Source organism: Dyadobacter soli (assembly GCF_900101885.1).
GTDB classification, from domain to species: domain Bacteria; phylum Bacteroidota; class Bacteroidia; order Cytophagales; family Spirosomataceae; genus Dyadobacter; species Dyadobacter soli.
Window position 1 is genome coordinate 331,016 of sequence record NZ_FNAN01000005.1, and the last position, 18,517, is coordinate 349,532.

Sequence of the window (18,517 nt, forward strand, 5' to 3'; positions counted from 1 at the left end):
GCATCTACTTGACGCTTGCGGATTGATTTTTATATTAATGGATTAAATTAAGACGCTCATTTAACTCAATAGCCATTGAAGGGAAGATACGTTTTCATGCTGGTCCTGCTCGCGGGCCTGCAAGCTACGCGTGCGCACGCACAGGAAGGCTGGTTCAAACGGTTTGTACAAAAGACGATTTCGGATACTACCGGAGAGGGGAAGTCGAGCTTCCGCGTGTATCCGACATTGGGTTACGCCCCCGAAACCAGCGTAGAGTTCGGGCTGTCGTCGCTGCTGCTTTTCCAGGCCAAAGGTGATACACTGAACCGCCTGAGCGAGGTGGCGGCATTTACATTCGTGACGCTCGAAGGCCAGTACGGCATCTGGCTCGACAATGCGATTTATGGAGATAAGGATAAATGGTTCTTCCTCGGGCGGACGCGTTTTCAGCGGTTTCCACTCTTATACTACGGCATCGGCCACACCACACCTGACAAGGAGCCCGCATTGATCGACGCCAATTACCTGCTTTTCCGCCAGCGGGTCTTGCGAAGAATCAGGCCTAATCTCTTCTTTGGCCCCGAAATCGATTACCAGCAACTTTACAATGCGGAGTTCAAACAGCCGGAAGACCACCGGTACGACGAGCCGCTGGGCAGCGACGGAACGCGTAATATCGGCCTCGGAGCCGCATTGGTTTACGACAACCGCCATAATGTGCTCAATGTACGGAAGGGGTTGTTCGGAGAATTGTCGTTTTTGAAATACAACCAATCGGTAGGCAGTCACCATAACTTCCAGGGTTTCAACCTGGACATTCGCAGCTCGCATCCTTTGACACGCCGCAATGTGCTGGCCTGGCAGGTGTATGGCAACTTTTTCACCGGTAATGTGCCGTTCAACCAAATGGCGCTGATGGGCGGGGAGATGATCATGAGGGGCTATTACTACGGCCGTTACCGTGACAAGAACATGCTGGCCACGCAGGTGGAGCACCGCTGGCTGCCGTTCGGGTTCAGCAGGCGGTTTGGCGGGGTTGCATTTGCCGGAGCGGCGGTGGTAGGGCCCAAAATCGGGTCGCTTACCCCCGCACGTGCGAGGTTGTCGGGCGGCGTGGGTCTACGGTATTTGTTATTCCCGAAAAAGGATATTTACCTTCGGCTGGATGTGGGTTTTACCAAAGATGGCCCCGGCTTTTACCTGTTTACCGGGGAGGCATTCTAATCGCGGTGCTTGTAGCCGAATGCGACGAAGAACAGCAGCAGACCTACCAGCCCAAGCGCCCACGACAGCGAGGTGATTTCGGCCAGTACACCTATCAATGCAGGACCGGCCAGCTGGCCCGAATAGCCCAGAATAGTTACCGCCGACAATGCGATCGATGGTGGAATGTTGGGAATGCGCCCGGCAGCTGTGAAGAATATCGGTACCACGTTGGCAGCGCCCAGCCCGACCATCACAAAACCTACCAATGCAGCAATGGCCGATGGAATGGCAACCGCCACCATAAACCCTGCGCCGGCGAGCAATGTGCCGTAGAAAACTACTTTCGCAGGCCCCAGGCGGTGGATAATGCCATCGCCCGTGAGCCGCATAATGGCCATCGCCACCGAGAACGCAGCATAGCCAAGCCCGGAGAACGATGGGTCGAAACCGCGCGAAAATTGCAGGAATACGGCACTCCAATCGAGTAGGGAACCTTCGGCCAGGAAAAGAATGAAGCACATAATGCCCAGCAGCACCACGGGGCCTTTCGGCAAAACGAAGCTGGTACTATCCATTTTGGCCTCTTCCGAATGCGGCAGCAGGTACCGCGACTGGGTGACGGTTATAAAAACGAGCAATGCAGAAATAGCAACCGCCGCATAAGTCGGTGAAAGTCCGGCTTTGATCAAAAAACCAAGCCCAATGGAGCCCATTAGCCCGCCGAGGCTGAACATGCCGTGGAATGAGGACATTATGTGGCTTCCGTGACGCTCCTGTACGACCACAGCCTGCGCATTCATGGAAACGTCAATAGAGCCGATTCCCGCACCGAACACAAACAGCGCCGCCGCGAGCTGGTAAGGCGACGTAGCCATGAGCAGCAGTGGCAGGAGCGATGCGATAACAAGTGCTGCCACGATAGCCACGGCGCGGCTGCCATATTTGTTGATCAGAAGTCCGGTGACTGGCATTGTAAGAATCGCCCCGGCACCGAGCGCGAGCAGCACTACGCCGAGATCAGCGTCGTTAAGGCCCAACCTGATTTTTGCAAAAGGTACCATAGGCGCCCAGCTCGATAGGCCGATGCCGCACACGAGAAATATCAATAATGTTGCCCTTCTGGCCGCGCTGATTCTCAGTTTCTCTTCCATGAATGTCGATGTGGATTTTCTACAAAGAAATATGATTTTGCAGAAAATTGCAAAATATTGCAAAAAATAGCAGAACGCGTTCTAAGAGTTTTGCTTAAAAAAAGAGGCCAGGTTTTGTGACCTGGCCTCCCAATATCCCATCAGATGTTTTTCTTCTTGGATTCTTTGACCGCGAAATCCACTGCCCGCGCCGTAAGCGCCATATAGGTGAGCGACGGGTTCACGCACGACGCGGAGGTCATTGCCGCACCGTCTGTGACGAACACATTTCTCACCGCGTGAAGCTGGTTGTTACCATTCAGTACCGACGTTTTGGGGTCGCGTCCCATGCGTGCGGTACCCATTTCGTGGATCGCCATACCCAGGTAAGAGCCGTTGTCGTAAGTACGGACGTTCTTCACACCCGACTTTTCGAGCATTTCGGCCGCGTCGTTCATCATATCCTTACGCATTTTCTTCTCGTTATCACGGAGGTCTGCGTCGAAAACCACGGCGGGAATGCCGAATTTGTCTTTGTTCTCCTTGTTGAGATACATGCGGTTTTCGTGGTAAGGCAATGTTTCACCGAAGCCGCCGAAGCCCATTGTCCAGTTGCCCGGCGTGGTGAGTTCTTCCTTGAAATCGGCGCCGAATGCCAGTTCGGCCACGTTGCGCTGCCATCCCTGGCGACCGCCGCCGCCCTGGTAGCCAAAGCCGCGCAGGTAATCACGCTTGTCGTTGCCGATGTTGCGGTAGCGTGGTACATATATACCGTTTGCACGGCGGCCGAAGTAGTATTTGTCGAGGTCGCCTTCCCAGGTACCGCTTGCGCCGGTGCGGAAGTGGTGGTCCATGAGGTTGTGGCCCAACTCGCCCGAGTCGTTACCCATTCCATTCGGGAAGCGATCGGAAGTGGAATTGAGGAGCAATGCCGTGGACGCCAGCGCGCTCGCACATACGAAGATAATGTTCGCAAAAAATTCGCGCTCCTGCAATGTCACCGAATCGATCACGCGCACGCCCGTAGCGCGGCCACCCTGTTTTTTGCCATCATAAATAATCTCGCGCACCACTGAATCGGGGCGGAGTGTAAGGCGGCCGGTTTTCATCGCAGGCGGCAATGTAGACGACTGCGTACTGAAATAGGCTCCGTATGGACAGCCGTAAGAGCAACGGTTGCGGTACTGGCATGGTCCGCGGCCGCCGTCGAGCTGTATTTTGGTAGGCTGAGAAAGGTTAGCCACGCGTCCGATGGTCATTACCCGGCCGGGGAATTCCTTTTCGAGACGCTTGCGTACTTCTTTTTCGACGTGGTACATTTCCATCGGTGGAATGAAATCGCTGTCCGGCAATTGGGGCAGCCCGAGTTTTTCACCGGAAATACCTACGTGCTTCTCTACGTACGAATACCATGGGGCAATATCCTTGTAACGGATAGGCCAGTCAACGGCGATGCCGTCTTTCAGGTTGGCTTCGAAATCAATGTCGCTGAGGCGGTACGACTGCCGTCCCCACATGATGGATTTACCACCGACGATATTCGGACGGAACCAGTCGAAGCGCTTTTTCTCTTCGTAAGGCTGGTCCATGTCGTTCATCCAGTACTTCTCGGTCATCTCGTTGTAGGGATAATCGCGCGAAAGGAATGGATGCGTTTCCTTTTGTTTGACCGTCAGTCGGCCATTGTATTGGGTCTCCCAGGGAGCTTTCAATGCATTTTCATAGCCTGTAACGTGTTCGAGTTGTTTGCCCTTTTCGAGCATGAGCACTTTCAGGCCTTTTTCGGTCAGTTCTTTCGCCGCCCAGCCGCCGGAAACTCCGGAGCCGATCACGATGGCGTCGTAGGTGATGTCTTTTTTTGCGTCAATATTAAGGTTCGCCATTTTCTGTTAGAGTTTGGAATGGTCAGCAAGTAGTCAGGCATTCATGTATTGTCTGCTACTGTTGCCCATTCTAATGTTTCCTGATTAAAGTGCCCAGCTTTTCTGTCCTTTGGGCATGGGCCAGCTGCCTTCAAACCGGCCGGGGATAGGCAGGTAGTCGAGCGCCTGTGTAGCACCGATTTCGGAGGTAAAATAGCCGGTGACGGTAAGTCCCTTCATTTGCAGGAAAAAAGGCTTGTCGGAAACGGTCGTCTTTTTGATGATGTCGTTCTTCTGGGCGGTGTCCAGGGCGGTGAAATCTTTGGAATACGTTTCCTTGGCGAGCGCATTTACTTTGGCAAGGCCATCATAAAACTTCTTCTGGTCTTCCATCGGGTAGCAGTCACGCATAACGCGCACGATGAACTTCTCAGCCCCGGCCGCTTTGGCACCCGGTGTGCCGGTGGTAGGGATAATCACATCCGCAACTTCCGCCAGCAATGCTTCCTGCTGATCGGATATTTCGAGGGATGGGCCGAAGTTCAGGCGTTCGCCATTGATGCCGGCCATAAGCGGGGCCGAGATGGCACCGCCGAGCAGGAAGGTTATTCTTTGAACAGCTTCTCTACGGTTCATGGTTAGGTTATTAAGTCAGGAATTCAAATAGCTATAAAAAATATCTTTTAAAGATAATAAGAAGCCCGAATCAGGCATCAAAACAGGGCTGTTTTTCCGATAATTCATCCATAAGTACCATTCACACATCAAATTTCTTTAGAGCCCGATTGAGTGCTGATATTTGAATCATACTACTGAGCTAGGGGCTGGGACAACAGATAGTAAGAGGTTCTGTTGTACAGTTTTGGGGTTAAGTAATAGAGGAACGTTGAGTAAATAATGTGGATATCTCCCCTGAATTTCAGGGGAGATATTTTTTTAGAAGCCTGTGAGGAAAGGGAAAGTACAAATACTTAGTGCATAACCAACCTGACTAAACGAACTGCCGAAATCGTATCAGTTTTGGGAGACTGGCGGATTTCTGACTATACGATGGAGGCAAATGGCCGGATGCGTCCGGCCTTTTTTTGTGCCCTTTCGCGCCTAAAATGCTTGTACCGACTTGATGTTTGGTTATTTTATCCTTTAATTCGGCCGGTCAGGCGGCTTTGCATGGCACGGCCGCCGTTTGTTCAATTAACAGCAACGCAAATGGAATTCAGACAACTGGGAGGATCGGGCCTGAAAGTACCCGTTCTTAGTTTTGGTACCGGCACTTTTGGCGGGACCGGTGATTTCTTCAAGGCCTGGGGAAATACCCAGGTGGATGAAGCGACAAAGCTTGTGGGCCTTTGTATGGACGCCGGACTCAATTTTTTCGATACGGCCAATGTTTATTCGCAAGGGTTGTCGGAGGAAATCCTCGGCAAGGCGATCATCGGTCTGCGCGACAAGATCATCCTTTCCACCAAAGCCACTTTTCGAATGGGTAACAAGCTCAACCACTCGGGTTCGGGCCGTTTCCATCTCATCAAGGCCTGCGAGGATAGTCTGCGGAGGTTGCAAACTGATTACATAGATATTTACCACATGCACGGCTTCGACGCCACTACGCCAGTGGAAGAGACCCTCAGTGCATTGAACGACCTGATCCGCGACGGAAAAGTCCGCTACATCGCCTGCTCCAACTTCTCGGGCTGGCACCTGATGAAGTCGCTCTCGGTTTCGGAGCGGTACGGCTGGTCGAAATACATTGCACATCAGGCGCATTACTCGTTGCTGAGCAGGGAGTATGAATGGGAGCTCATGCCGCTCGCGATCGATCAAAGGGTAGGGACGATTGTCTGGAGCCCGCTGTCGGCGGGGCGTTTGGGAGGAAAATACCGCCGCAACCAGCCGATCCCACCCGATGGGCGCATTGCGCAAGGCGGCGGCGAGGGCCCGGCCATACCCGAGGAATTTTTCTTTAACCTGATCGACGTGCTCGATGAAGTGGCCGCCGAGACCGAAAAGACCGTAGCGCAGGTAGCACTGAACTGGCTTTTGCAGCGCCCTACCGTCAGCAACATCGTGATAGGCGCACGTAACGAGGAGCAATTGAAGCAAAATCTCGGTGCAGTAGGCTGGAACCTGACGTTGGAGCAGGTAAAACGCCTGGACGATGCGAGCGAAAAATCGCCGGTGTATCCTTACTGGCACCAGCGCAAGAATACCGCACTCAATCCGCTTCCCGATTTCTACGGCCCATTGGGCAGCCGCCAGTAGGTTATATACGGAGGCCGGGACCTACCTGGCCTCCGGAATATAGAGTCCGTGCTGCATCGCGTATACGATCAGGTCTGGTGTCCGGCGTACTTTCAGTTTCTCCATCACACTGCGATGGTAGTATTGCACGGTGTGTGCGCTCAATTTGAACTCGTAGGCGATTTCCTTGATCGTGTGGCCGGCACACACCTTTTGGAGCACTTCTTTTTCCCGCGGGGAAAGGTGCATTACCACTTCTTCTTCTGTAAATACGCTGTTGATCAGGCTGTCGCGGATGGCTTTGCCGATGTACTGCTTGCCGGAACGCACCTGGAATATTGACTCCTTGAATTCTTCAAAAAGCACCGATTTGGATAAGAAGCTGTTTGCGCCGCGGCGGATGGTGTGTTTCACCGTTTGCGCATCCGTGACAGTCGATAGTACGATTACCTTCATTTCCCGGGGTAATGTCGACCGGCAAGTGTCGAGTAGTTCCAGTCCGTTCTGGCCATTCAGCGCCAGGTCCATCACCAGGATGTCGGGAGGCGTGGCGCTTCTCTCTGTCAGAAATTCTTTGCCATCCGAATAGGTATCAACCATTTCTACTTCCGGTATCAACCTCAATAAATTCTGAAGTGCATCAGCTAACAAGAGATGATCGTCTACTAAAACTATATTCATAGAATTACTTTTAATGTTTATACGACCTAGTTTTTTGCCCCAGTTTTATACAATTCAATCATTTGAAATTTTCTGAGACAAGGCCAGATCTAGTAAAATATCCCTTGCGTTTCTATATAGGCAATTCCGCTACATAAAATACTCTTATAGATGTGACATTGGCCATTCAGCGGGTAGTATTAATTATTTTCCGGATGTCACTTTGAGTAAATTTACAATAATTGTGTGGATAAAATTAGTTCTACTACCCCAATTTTTTGCGGGTGCAATCATACTAAAAATATGTGGGTTTGTTTTGATCCATTTATAGATACATTTGCAAATAAGTACTATCTAGTTTGAGAATATAGTATAACTAAATAGACATTCTTGAATATACCCTCATTCTTAAATCATCAACACATAAACCATGTTAATTAGAATCGTTGAAAAACATTACTCATCTCTCTTGACCGAACACCCGGTTATTCGTTAGACGACACCTTCAAAAGAAAGACTATCTGGCGCAGCACGTATATGGACATACGGACGCGCACAGACGGGGCATCACATGTATATCCAGCATGCTACCGGTTTCGCCGGGATGGGGAGGTTTTTGATTTAACGATTTGATTTTCTTGTATTTAAGTTCCATTGGTCACATAACGGTTTATTTCTATTCTAAAATTTCTATCACTATGAAAAGTTCTATCGGCCATTTGATTAAAAAGTTAGCCCCATTGCGGTTTAGCCGCGGTATCGCGATGGCAACTTTGGTTGCCTCGGCGGTTTCGTTCAACACCTATGCACAGGAATACGCGACTGGTCAAACTAATTCTACAACTACGGACGAACTTCTATTTCTGACTGCATCGGGAACCGTATCTACACCAGAAAACGCAATCGGCGCACCGGACAATAATTATGCCACCCTGTCATCGGCAGGTGCTGTTGTAACGGCTATTAAGGTCACTGGTAGCGCAACGCTGAACCTCACCATGCCGAATCCGGTTCCTGCGAACAAACGCGCATATGTGAAAATTCAGTTGCCTACGGTAGAGGGTCTCTCGATTAACCTCGGTGAGCTGGTAAACCTGCTCGGATTGCTTACTTCCAACACGATTAATGTAACTACCGACGCCGGTACAGCCCAGAGCACACTCGTGAAAGATGGCGCGAACAATGCGTACATCGCGGTTTCATCTTCTGCGGCATTCAGCGAAATATCCATCAAGCTCGACCTGGCTAACTACGGCGGAACGCTGCCTATCGCATTGGGGCAACTTAAATTGAACGTCGATGGCGTAATTTCTTATGAAACTGCTTCGATGACTCCTTGCGAGCAGATCACTTACGCATTTGCAGGAATTAACCCTAGCGCGACAGGTATCGTAGGCCTGGCTTTGACGCCGACCTTGCAAAATCCTCAGGAGGCGGTAGACGGCGTGATCAGCCCGACCAACTTCGCATTGCTGCAAAATGGTGCTGTGGCAGCCATCACGTCGGTTTCGGAATCCTTTTATCTGGCCAAGGAATCTGCGGTCAACAATGAGCTCGTAGCAATTGTTTCGAGACCTCCTGCATTGGCGAATCTGGCGGTGCTTGACAATATTTCTTTCCAGGCTTACCAGGGTAACACCCCGGTGGGAGCACCTCGAAGCCTGACCAGCCTGTTGACGCTCGATTTGCTCGGCCTTTTCACTGCAAATACATTGACTCCGGTAAGATTCACACCAGGCGGTGCATTCGACAGGGTAGTGGTTACTTCTACAACTGGTTTGAACCTGAATCTCTTCACAGGCTTGCGTATCCACGAGCTGGCTTCGCGTCCGCCGGTGTCTTTCTCGGGTGGCACAGTAGCGGCTGGTCGCGTGGGCGATCCTTTGAGCTCGAACCTTTTCGGTGCGCAAAATGGCGGTTCAAACAGTTTCAGCATTCAATGCGGCCTGTCGACAGACTACACTTATGCTTTGTATCAGGTATCGGCACCGGGCGGCCGCACATTGGCAGGTACTTTGCCGAACACAGTAACCCTGAATCCTAACGGAACATTCTCAGGTACTCCTACCAACGGTCAGAACGGTACCTATACTTTCGATGTGCAGGCTACGAACCAGTTCGGTCAGACGGGGATCACAACTTTCACGATGACTATTGAAAATGCACTGCCGGTAACGCTGGTGAGCTTCAAAGCATTCGGCGAAGGTCAGACAGCCGCTCTGTCGTGGACTACTTCCGAGGAAACCAACAGCGAGCGATTCGATATCGAACGCAGCCAGAATGGTAAAAACTGGACGAAAATCGGTTCTTTGGTATCTCGCAACGAAGGAAAAGTGAACCAGTCATACTCGTTTGTGGATGCAACGCCATTGAGAGGTGATAACTACTACCGTTTGAAAATGGTGGATTTCGATGCCACTTTCGCATATAGCAGCATCGAAAACCTGAACTTCAAAGGTATCGCACTGGTGTATCCTAACCCGGTAAGTGCTTCACAAAACCTGACCCTCAACGTGGGCGATTGGAGCAGCGTAAGCGGCGTAAAAGTGGTAAATGCTGCGGGCAAAGTGGTGTTTGAAGCTTCCAATGCATTGCTTTCCGGCATCAGCGCGCGCAATCTCGTAGCGGGTACGTATGTTGTCCAGGTGACGCATATTGACGGTACTGTAAGTTCACAGCGATTTGTAAGACAGTAAGGTCCTGTCCACACGATACACGAACGAACCGCTGGCCGCAGGTCAGCGGTTCGTTTTTTATAGGCTGCGTTCCAAAAAGGAGGTGCAACTACTTTTTTTCAACCGCAGAGCGGTATATTTGAATCTCGAAGTATCCCTATATCAACGTTAGATTAATATGCCCAGCAGAAGAGGTAAAAAGAACAAATTCAAAAAGGTCCTGATTCCGGTTGTTAAATGGGCCAGTGCGATTATCCCGGTTTGTGCATTCATTTATATTCTTTATTACTACAAACAATTCGACTTCCTGAAAAAGCGGGACGAGGTGAAATCGCAAACGGAAGTGCTGAGCTCCGGCGATTCTTTGCAGGAGGGTATCGGGCGATCGGAAGCGCTTGCGGCGAAAATACACATTACGAATAACGAATGGCACCAGGTAGGAGGGCTCGCGATCCACAATATGGTGATCGAGAATGCTTCCGCCACGACGGTGAAGAATGTGGAAGTGGAATTCAAATACCTCAACGACGTACAGGCGGTGGTAACGTCCAAGGTTATCACGATCAAAACGCCGCTTCCCGCAAAAAAATCCACTAAAATTTCGGGATTGAGTGTCGGTTATGTCAATAATTCGGTGGTAGGCTGCGATGTGAAAGTGCTCAGTGTGAAAATGTAGACCTGCCCATCGGTGTGCCTGGCTGGTATGATTATTTAACATTATCCGCCAAACCTGACTAACAGCGGATACCATGGCACAGTTACTTCAAATGCTCTATTATATCGCGCCGATACTGGCGGTAGTCACACTCGTCGGCGCGGCCGCCGGCGGACTCTGGCTTGTCGTTGACCTGAAAAAGAGAAGCACTTATAACCGCTACACCCTGAGTGACCGCCTCTTCCTCAAACGCAATGCCGACAGGCTTCGTAAAGTGCAGCTTCATTAAGATAGGAGTATAAAAAAACATCCCAATTACAATGTAACCGGGATGTCTGATTTTACTCAACGTTATTGAAAACCTTTTGAGGGGTTTTCGATACAAACTTAATGATTTCTTTATTCAAAACATTGTTTTTTGTTTACGAAATAATATTTTTTGTAGCCGTTGGGTAATAAGTATTTACTATTCGGTAATTGGTTACGCATCATGCCTGAGTATCAAGTACTATCGTTTTAACCTGATCGATAAATTTTTGCAAATCGGGCGCGGAATATTGCAGCTTTTCCACGTTTTCATAGTCGAAATACACCGAAAGCATGCGGTTGTATTTAATCAGTGAATTGCTTTTATGTGACTTTAATTCACGGCCTTTATACTCGCCATGCTCATCCATACGGTCGACAAGATAGGACATCATATAGTAATGCATCCCGCTATCCTGATCGAATCCTTCGAATTCCAGCGAAGCCAGATCGAGTAATTCCTTGTCGTCCTCGGGTAGCAGGCGAATGGAGTCGTTGATGCGGCTGTACATCTTCATGATATCCGAAATTTCGTTGTACACACTCAGCGGCACCTCTTCGTACAGGTTGTTGAACACCTTAGGGTACAGGCCGGTATAACCCTTTTCCAGTATTTCAATTCGTTTTTCGTAAAGTTCGCGTTCTCTTTCGTTTCCGATAGCAGAGAGGATTCTGCATTGGTTGATCAGCAGCTGTCTGTCAATGAGGGAAATACTTTCGGGGATCATATAGGGCTGGTTCGACATTTTTGGGCAATTTAATGGTATTGGACTCAATTTGTGCCTCGTTTTACTTGCATTGTTCGGGAAAGTTTGCTCCTTTACAGCCGCATTGTTCACTTATCCTGTACAAAAGTCATCGACATACATTTGAACTCAACAAATGGAACAATTACATCCCGATCCAGCCCAGACAGAAGACACCGGCAAACCTGGTGAAGAATCGCTGTCCGCCTATGTACAGCGGGTGGAAACCGGGGAAAATCTGCGCAAACTAGCCGCGAAACTGAAAAACGAGCTGAATTCGGCGGTTGAAAATGAGCAGCCTGGTATTCCCGAACAGGAGCCTGATCTATCCTTCTCGAAATTCGAAGAGAAGCGCAGGGCGCGCGACGGTCAGTAGCCGTACCAGTCGCCCCACCAGTACTGCAACTTTTTCCTGATCTCTTCCTCCCGCGCATTCCTTCCCGGTTCAAAGAATTTGGTACCCTTCAACTCGTCCGGAAGAAAGTCCTGCTTCGCGAAATTTCCCTCGAAATCGTGTGAATACTTGTAATCTTTCCCGTAACCGATCTGCTTCATGAGTTTCGTAGGCGCGTTACGCAGGTGCAGGGGAACGGGCAGGTGCGCCGTGCGCGTAGCCGCTTCGATGGCATCGCCGATCGCCATGTAGCTCGCATTGCTTTTCGGCGAGGTAGCGAGGTAAACGGCTGTTTGGGACAAGATAATGCGGCATTCCGGGTAGCCGATCACATTCACAGCCTGCATGCAGGCATTAGCCATGATCATAGCGGTCGGATTCGCATTACCAATGTCTTCGGAAGCCATGATGAGCATCCGGCGGGCAATGAACGACGGGTCTTCACCGGCGACGATCATCCGGGCCATCCAGTAAACCGCCCCGTTCGGATCACTGCCGCGCAGCGATTTGATGAATGCAGAGATAATGTCGTAATGCTGCTCGCCCGATTTGTCGTAACGCGCAATGTTCTGCTGCGCCACTTCGGTCACCCATTCGTCGGTGATCTCGATCTTTTTGGCATCGCCTTTGCCTAGCACCACCAGTTCGAGCAGGTTCAGCAGCTTGCGTCCGTCGCCGCCCGAAAGGCGCATTAATGCATCGTATGATTTGAATTTGATGCTTTTCTCTTTGAGCCACGCGTCTTTTTCCAATGCGCGAGCAATCAGGTCTTTCAGCTCTTTCTCACCAAATGCTTCCAGGATGTACACCTGGCAGCGGGACAGCAATGCGGAATTGATTTCGAACGAAGGGTTTTCGGTCGTAGCGCCGATGAGCGTCACCTGGCCCTTTTCCACCGCGCCGAGCAATGCGTCCTGCTGGCTTTTGTTGTAGCGGTGGATCTCGTCGATGAAAAGGATCGCTGGGAACAATCCCGACGGCCTGGCCAGTACTTCCCGCAAATCCTTCACACCCGAGCTGATTGCGCTCAGGTTGTAGAACTGCCGCTTGGTTGTTTCCGCAATGAGCAATGCGAGGGTAGTTTTCCCCACACCGGGCGGACCCCAGAAAATCATCGAAGGGATCGCATTCTGTAAAATGGCGCGTCGTAGCGGTCCTTTCGGGCCGAGTAGTTTTTCCTGCCCCACAAAATCGTCGAGCGTACGCGGGCGGAGGCGTTCGGCGAGGGGCGTGGTATTCGTGTTCATGGGTGAAGTGTCGGTAACCAGTTTGTTAATGTAAGGTAAATTTAACACAAAAAAAGCGCGGCATTGTTCGCCACGCTTTCTGAGAATGTATTTAAACGTTTAAACAGACGGCTATCAAAAAGTCAGCCTGTCGAGTGTCATCTGCTTTTTCAGGTTACCCAATGCACCAAAAACCAGGTTGTAAACCGATTGTATATTTATTTTCATCAAATCCGCGATTTCGTGGTTGTTCAGGTTCATGTAGAATTTGAGGAAAATAGCCTCGCGCTGGCGGCGGGGCAGGCCGTTGATGGCCACATTCAGGTGCTGGTTGGTCGATTCGAATTCTTCTTCCGAAATCAGATGGTTTTCGTGGGACGGGGTGTTGATATGCCAGTACTCAACCGGGATATCTTCGTTGCTGGTATGCTTTTGTTGTGCATTCAAATGGCGGACCAATTTGCGTTTGATGGAAGCCATCAGGTAAAAGCGAACCGAGGTGGTGTCACCGAGCGTCATGCGGTTTCTCCATAATTCTACAAACAAATCGTGGATACAATCCTTGATAAGAGGCTTGTCGATCGTGAATTGCGAACAGTACTGGTAAAGAATGTGAACGTAAGAGCGGTAGAGGCATGCGTAGGCATTTTCATCGCCTTTTCTGAACTGATCCCAAAAACAGAGTTCTTCTTCTTGCTTGTAGCGTAGGTGAGCCATTGTTTGGAAAGGATTTGGAATTGGGGTTAGGAATGATTGTGAATAATGTCATTATTACACTTGTAAATATATTTATAAAAAAACATATTTTAAAAATATTTTCATCATAAAATTATATTTCAAAGGTTAATGATGCTATTTCCTGAAAACGTTTGCATACTATAATGTAAGCGAGGTAAATTGGAAGCTTTCCCCGTCAAAGAGGCCTTTATCGCTCAGTTTCAGCGATGGTATGACCAGTAACGCCATGAATGACAGCGACATAAAGGGTGATTTCAACGTCGATCCGAGCTCGTCTTTCACAAACCGGTCGAGTTTCGTGTAACTCCCGGCTACTTCATATCCGTCCCGGTCGGTCATCAATCCTGCGATCGGCAGCTCGATCAGATGCGCTTCGTTACCTCCCACAGCCGACAAACCACCTTTTGCCCCAACCACCAGATTTACAGCCTGCGCAATACTTTCGTCGTCACAGCCGATGCATATAATGTTGTGCGAATCGTGTGCGACGGACGATGCCAATGCGCCTTTCTTCAAGCCAAAATTGCGGATGAACGCGGTTGCCAGGCGGCGATCCGCAGGGCGGGCCTCCGCGGGGCGGCCATCCGCCGATGTGGCAAGCGAGTAGCGGTTCACGACTACCACTTTCAATACGTCCTTTTCAAGGTCAGGTACTATCGCCCCGTCGATAATTTTTGCGTCCGTTATCCATTCATTTGTAACCAATTGACCATCCAAAGCCTCGATTACCCTGATCCGGTTTTCAGAATTTTTTGCAGGATATCTGAAATCATCCGCAGTTTTCGGCTCGCATTCAAAATGGTTGGGATGAGCGCTGCGTAAATCGGGGATTAGTGATTTCCCTTCTTTCGCAACTAGTTCTCCGTCGATCCAGGTTTCGAGGATATTGAATGTGTCTGCATTATCTATCAGTACAAAATCAGCCGCGTCGCCTTCGCGGAGCAATCCTGCATTCAAACTGTAATGCAACACGGGATTAATGCAGGCAGCTTGCAGGACATTCCAGAGGTCGTACCCAAGCGCGAGCGCGCGTTTGACGAGTACATTTATATGGCCTTCGACCAGATTATCCGGATGCTTGTCGTCCGAGCAGAACATAATGTGGTCGGGAAACTCGTCGATCAGCGGGATCAATGCTTCGAAATTGCGGGCGGCGCTGCCTTCGCGGATCAGGATTTTAACCCCATAATCGATTTTCTCGCGTGCCTCCGCGTATGTGAAGCATTCATGATCGGTACTGATGCCGAAGCTGGCATAGCGTTTCGCCGCCGCACCGCGCAGGCCGGGCGCGTGGCCGTCTATTACCTTATTATAATGCTTAGCCCAATTGATCTTCGCCATCATGTCCGCGTCCTCGTTCAAGACCCCCGGGAAATTCATTACTTCCGCCAGATAGCCAATATCGTCGCTCGCCAGCAGCTCACCGACTTGTTCCGCATTCACCACCGCGCCAGCCGTTTCGAAAACCGTCGCGGGCACGCACGAGGGTGCGCCGAAGCAGAATTTGAACGGCACGCGTTTACCGTCTTCGATCATAAACTGCACGCCCTCTATGCCGAGCACATTCGCGATTTCGTGAGGGTCGGACACCGTCGCGATCGTCCCGTGTACGACAGCCAGCCTTGCAAACTGCGCGGGTGTGAGCATCGAGCTCTCCACGTGCACGTGGGCATCGGTGAAGCCCGGTAATATATATGGTAGGGAAGCATTCTCCGGTCCGATAGTGTTGATTTTGGAGATACGCTTGTCCGAAATGTGGATTTCGGCTTCCCGGATGGTCTTTTCAAAGATGTTGATCAAGTTGGCTTTCATAATGCGGAGTTAAATGCGGGCAAATGGCCGGAGATGGGAATCTTGCGGAATTCCTTCTGGTATTGCATCGGGCTTTTGCCGGTGTGGAGTTTAAAGTATTTGTTGAAGTTGGCAAAATTGTTGAAACCGCTTTCGAAGCAAACCTGCGCTACGGGAATGCGGCTCTCGGAAAGCAGCTTGCAGGCGTGGCCAATGCGGAGTTCGAGTAAAAACTGCGAGTAGGTCTTTCGGCTGCGGCTTTTGAAATAGCGGCAGAATGAATGCGGGCTGATGTTGGCGACTTCGGCGATTTCTTCGATCGAAATCTTTTTCTGAAAGTTGGATATCGAATATTGGTAAATGTGGTTGATCCGGTCGGTGTCGTACTGGTCGTACTCGTTCTGGTACTGCGTGTTGGAAAGCACATTGATTTCCTCGCAGTGCGCCAGTGTTTCGAGGATCTGCATTAATGAGATGATCGGGTTGCCGTTGGTCTGGTTGAGGAGTTCGTGCAAAAGGGTTTTCACTTTATCGGTCCCTTCGCCGAGTATCTTCATGCCGAGCCGGGCTTTCACGAGCAAATCGTGGATCGACTTGTTTTCGGGCAGCGCGAGGAAGTTTTTACCAAAAATTTCTTCCGAAAAATGGACGACAGTAGCCTGTGCATAAAGCTGGCTGCCCCGCTGGAAGTACTTTTCGTCGCAACGCCAGTAATGCGGTAGGTTTGGGCCGATCAGGAGCAGGTCGCCGCTCTGGAAACTGCGGATGTTATCGCCTACGAACTGGGTACCGGAGCCCTGTTCGATGTGAATGAGCTCTAATTCAGGGTGGTAATGCCAGCGGTTATAAAAGTAGAGTACCACATCGCGGCGGATGCTGAAAGACTTTTGCAAACCTTTCGGTACTTTAAGTAGCTGCGGTTTCACAAATAATTACATGGTTAAAACCGTTAAAGAGAAATATATGCCAATATAGTTGAAAAATTTGCTAATGTCTGAGTTCATTGTATTCAAATAATTCTGTTGTTTTGTTGATATATTCTATTTGGCACGATTGAAAACCAAAGGGATATATCAGATTACCATTCACCTGAACATCATTATGGCGTCCCAATTTCTGAAAGTTCACCCTTCTGACAATGTCATCGTGGCCCTGCGCGACCAGCCCGCAGGCGCGGATGTGACGTACGAGGGGAGTATTTATAAGCTTCAATACGGCGTTTCGGCCAAGCACAAGTTCGTTACCGAAGACATTGATACCGGCGGCGCCATTATTATGTATGGCGTACTGGTAGGTCGCGCCACACAGCCGATCAAAAAAGGCGAGCCGATCACGACATTCAATCTGAAACACGACGCGCACGATTACAGCACGGCGAATCGTAAGCCTTATTCATATACCCAGCCGGACGTAAGCCACTGGCAAAACCGGACTTTCAAAGGCTACCACCGCGAAGACGGTCGGGTAGGGACTTACAACTACTGGCTAGTGGTACCGCTCGTATTCTGCGAGAACCGCAATGTGCTCATTATGAAAGACGCATTCGAGCGCGAGCTCGGCTATGCACAAACCGACATGTACCGCGACCAGGTACGCGAATTCCTGCATTTGTACCAGCAGGGCGATATGCGGAGGATCAAAAACCTGGAAACGTTCGTAGATGCCCCGGCATCCGCGAAAAGGAAACCGGAACGCCCGTTCCAGAATGTGGATGGAGTGAAGTTCCTCACGCACGAGGGTGGTTGCGGCGGCACGCGCCTGGATGCGAATACATTGTGCTCGCTGTTCGCGGCTTACGCTGTGCATCCCAACGTGGCGGGCATCACCGTACTGAGCCTGGGCTGCCAGAATTCCGAGCTAAAAACACTCGAAGACGAAATCCGCAAGCGTGATCCGCATTTTAACAAGCCATTCTTCGCGTTCGAGCACCAGAAAGGCACGGAGTACTCGCTCATGTCGGGTGCGATCAAGGAGACTTTCATGGGTTTAACCAAAATCAATGAGTTCGAACGCTCCGATGCACCATTGTCTAAACTTTCAGTAGGTCTGAAATGCGGCGGTTCGGATGGTTTCTCAGGTATTTCGGCAAATCCGGTCCTCGGTCACCTTTCTGATTTGGTAGTTGGTCTCGGCGGGCAAACGCTTCTTGCTGAATTCCCGGAGCTGAACGGGGTAGAGCAGGAGCTTCTCAACCGCTGTGTAACCGAAGAAAAAGCCGCTAAATTCGAAAAGCTCATGCGCGACTACGCAGGCAAAGCCGAAGCCGTAGGTTCCGCATTCGCATTCAACCCATCACCGGGCAATATCAAGGACGGCCTGATTACCGATGCCATTAAATCGGCAGGAGCAGCCAAAAAAGGTGGTAATGCATACGTTTCCGACGTTTTGAACTACACCGAACGTGCCACTGAATCGGGTCTGCACCTCGTGTGCACACCGGGCAACGACGTGGAAGCTACCACCGGCCAAACTGCGGCGGGCGCCAACATTATCCTTTTCACCACCGGCCTCGGCACCCCGACAGGTAACCCGATCTGTCCGGTAGCGAAAGTAGCCACCAACTCAGCCCTCGCGCAGCGCATGCCCGACGTCATCGATTTCGACTGCGGTCCTGTGGTAGACGGCACGCAAACCATCGAGCAAAATGCAGAAGCATTGCTGGATTATGTGATCAAAGTAGCCAGCGGCGAACTGACCAAGGCGCAGCAATTGGGGCAGGATGATTTTATTCCCTGGAAAAGGGGTGTTTCGTTGTAAAGGGCGTGCTCGCATCAATCGCATTTGCCATCGCCTATTGCCCCATTTACCCCTTTGCCCGTCAGTTAAAACTGACGGAATTAGATTGACATTTAGCAGAAGATGCCAATCCATTGCCGGGGGCTTTATCCCCCGGATCCAGAGCAAA

Annotated in this window: 16 protein-coding genes; 7 read left to right on the forward strand and 9 right to left on the reverse strand. The window is 50.4% G+C overall.

The window, feature by feature from the left end; translation table 11 throughout:
- The first annotated feature begins 96 nt into the window (after window positions 1–96).
- On the forward strand, window positions 97–1,206 hold the full coding sequence (locus tag BLQ88_RS09800) for a BamA/TamA family outer membrane protein (protein ID WP_090148805.1): 1,110 nt from the start codon (window positions 97–99) through the stop codon (window positions 1,204–1,206).
- Here the strand turns inward: BLQ88_RS09800 and BLQ88_RS09805 are convergent.
- From BLQ88_RS09805 to BLQ88_RS09815, 3 genes are all read right to left on the reverse strand, one after another.
- Window positions 1,203–2,339 (reverse strand): MFS transporter, encoded by a 1,137-nt coding sequence (locus tag BLQ88_RS09805; RefSeq protein WP_090148807.1) that lies wholly within the window; start codon window positions 2,337–2,339, stop codon window positions 1,203–1,205. The two genes, BLQ88_RS09800 and BLQ88_RS09805, sit on opposite strands and share 4 nt — an antisense overlap.
- Before the next feature lie 140 nt (window positions 2,340–2,479).
- Complete coding sequence (locus BLQ88_RS09810) at window positions 2,480–4,201, reverse strand: GMC oxidoreductase (RefSeq protein WP_090148808.1); 1,722 nt, start codon at window positions 4,199–4,201, stop codon at window positions 2,480–2,482.
- Window positions 4,202–4,285: 84 nt separating this feature from the next.
- Window positions 4,286–4,816 carry a gluconate 2-dehydrogenase subunit 3 family protein gene (locus BLQ88_RS09815; protein WP_090148809.1) on the reverse strand — a complete coding sequence of 177 codons (531 nt, stop codon included), beginning with the start codon at window positions 4,814–4,816 and terminating at the stop codon, window positions 4,286–4,288.
- A 573-nt stretch (window positions 4,817–5,389) separates the two neighbouring features.
- On the opposite strand from BLQ88_RS09815, the gene BLQ88_RS09820 reads away from it, so the two are divergent.
- Entirely contained in the window at window positions 5,390–6,442 is a 1,053-nt protein-coding gene (locus BLQ88_RS09820) for an aldo/keto reductase (RefSeq protein ID WP_090148984.1), read from the forward strand.
- A gap of 21 nt (window positions 6,443–6,463) precedes the next feature.
- Here the strand turns inward: BLQ88_RS09820 and BLQ88_RS09825 are convergent, their stop codons facing one another.
- Complete coding sequence (locus tag BLQ88_RS09825) at window positions 6,464–7,102, reverse strand: response regulator (protein WP_090148811.1); 639 nt, start codon at window positions 7,100–7,102, stop codon at window positions 6,464–6,466.
- A 677-nt stretch (window positions 7,103–7,779) separates the two neighbouring features.
- On the opposite strand from BLQ88_RS09825, the gene BLQ88_RS09830 reads away from it, so the two are divergent.
- The 3 genes from BLQ88_RS09830 to BLQ88_RS09840 all read left to right on the forward strand — a co-directional run bounded on the left by BLQ88_RS09830 (window position 7,780) and on the right by BLQ88_RS09840 (window position 10,700).
- The gene (locus BLQ88_RS09830; RefSeq protein WP_090148812.1) at window positions 7,780–9,777 is read left to right on the forward strand and encodes a T9SS type A sorting domain-containing protein; all 1,998 of its coding nucleotides are present in this window, start codon (window positions 7,780–7,782) and stop codon (window positions 9,775–9,777) included.
- Window positions 9,778–9,934: 157 nt separating this feature from the next.
- Window positions 9,935–10,432 carry a hypothetical protein gene (locus BLQ88_RS09835; protein WP_090148813.1) on the forward strand — a complete coding sequence of 166 codons (498 nt, stop codon included), beginning with the start codon at window positions 9,935–9,937 and terminating at the stop codon, window positions 10,430–10,432.
- Between the two features lie 73 nt (window positions 10,433–10,505).
- Complete coding sequence (locus BLQ88_RS09840; protein ID WP_090148815.1) at window positions 10,506–10,700, forward strand: hypothetical protein; 195 nt, start codon at window positions 10,506–10,508, stop codon at window positions 10,698–10,700.
- A gap of 199 nt (window positions 10,701–10,899) precedes the next feature.
- Here the strand turns inward: BLQ88_RS09840 and BLQ88_RS09845 are convergent, their stop codons facing one another.
- Window positions 10,900–11,463 carry a YfbU family protein gene (locus tag BLQ88_RS09845; protein WP_090148816.1) on the reverse strand — a complete coding sequence of 188 codons (564 nt, stop codon included), beginning with the start codon at window positions 11,461–11,463 and terminating at the stop codon, window positions 10,900–10,902.
- 136 nt (window positions 11,464–11,599) lie between these two features.
- Here BLQ88_RS09845 and BLQ88_RS09850 point away from each other — a divergent pair, with 136 nt between their 5' ends.
- On the forward strand, window positions 11,600–11,839 hold the full coding sequence (locus BLQ88_RS09850) for a hypothetical protein (RefSeq protein ID WP_090148818.1): 240 nt from the start codon (window positions 11,600–11,602) through the stop codon (window positions 11,837–11,839).
- Here BLQ88_RS09850 and BLQ88_RS09855 read toward each other — a convergent pair.
- From BLQ88_RS09855 to BLQ88_RS09870, 4 genes are all read right to left on the reverse strand, one after another.
- Window positions 11,833–13,104, reverse strand: coding sequence for a replication-associated recombination protein A (locus BLQ88_RS09855; protein ID WP_090148820.1), 1,272 nt, complete (start codon window positions 13,102–13,104; stop codon window positions 11,833–11,835). The genes BLQ88_RS09850 and BLQ88_RS09855 overlap by 7 nt on opposite strands.
- Before the next feature lie 114 nt (window positions 13,105–13,218).
- On the reverse strand, window positions 13,219–13,800 hold the full coding sequence (locus tag BLQ88_RS09860; RefSeq protein WP_015815162.1) for an RNA polymerase sigma factor: 582 nt from the start codon (window positions 13,798–13,800) through the stop codon (window positions 13,219–13,221).
- A 159-nt stretch (window positions 13,801–13,959) separates the two neighbouring features.
- Complete coding sequence (gene ade, locus BLQ88_RS09865) at window positions 13,960–15,633, reverse strand: adenine deaminase (protein WP_176884961.1); 1,674 nt, start codon at window positions 15,631–15,633, stop codon at window positions 13,960–13,962.
- On the reverse strand, window positions 15,630–16,538 hold the full coding sequence (locus BLQ88_RS09870) for an AraC family transcriptional regulator (RefSeq protein ID WP_090148824.1): 909 nt from the start codon (window positions 16,536–16,538) through the stop codon (window positions 15,630–15,632). The genes ade and BLQ88_RS09870 overlap by 4 nt, the downstream gene beginning before the upstream one ends.
- 175 nt (window positions 16,539–16,713) lie before the next feature.
- Here BLQ88_RS09870 and BLQ88_RS09875 point away from each other — a divergent pair, with 175 nt between their 5' ends.
- Window positions 16,714–18,369: a UxaA family hydrolase gene (locus tag BLQ88_RS09875; RefSeq protein ID WP_090148985.1), complete on the forward strand. Its 1,656-nt coding sequence runs from the start codon at window positions 16,714–16,716 to the stop codon at window positions 18,367–18,369.
- Window positions 18,370–18,517 lie beyond the last annotated feature (148 nt).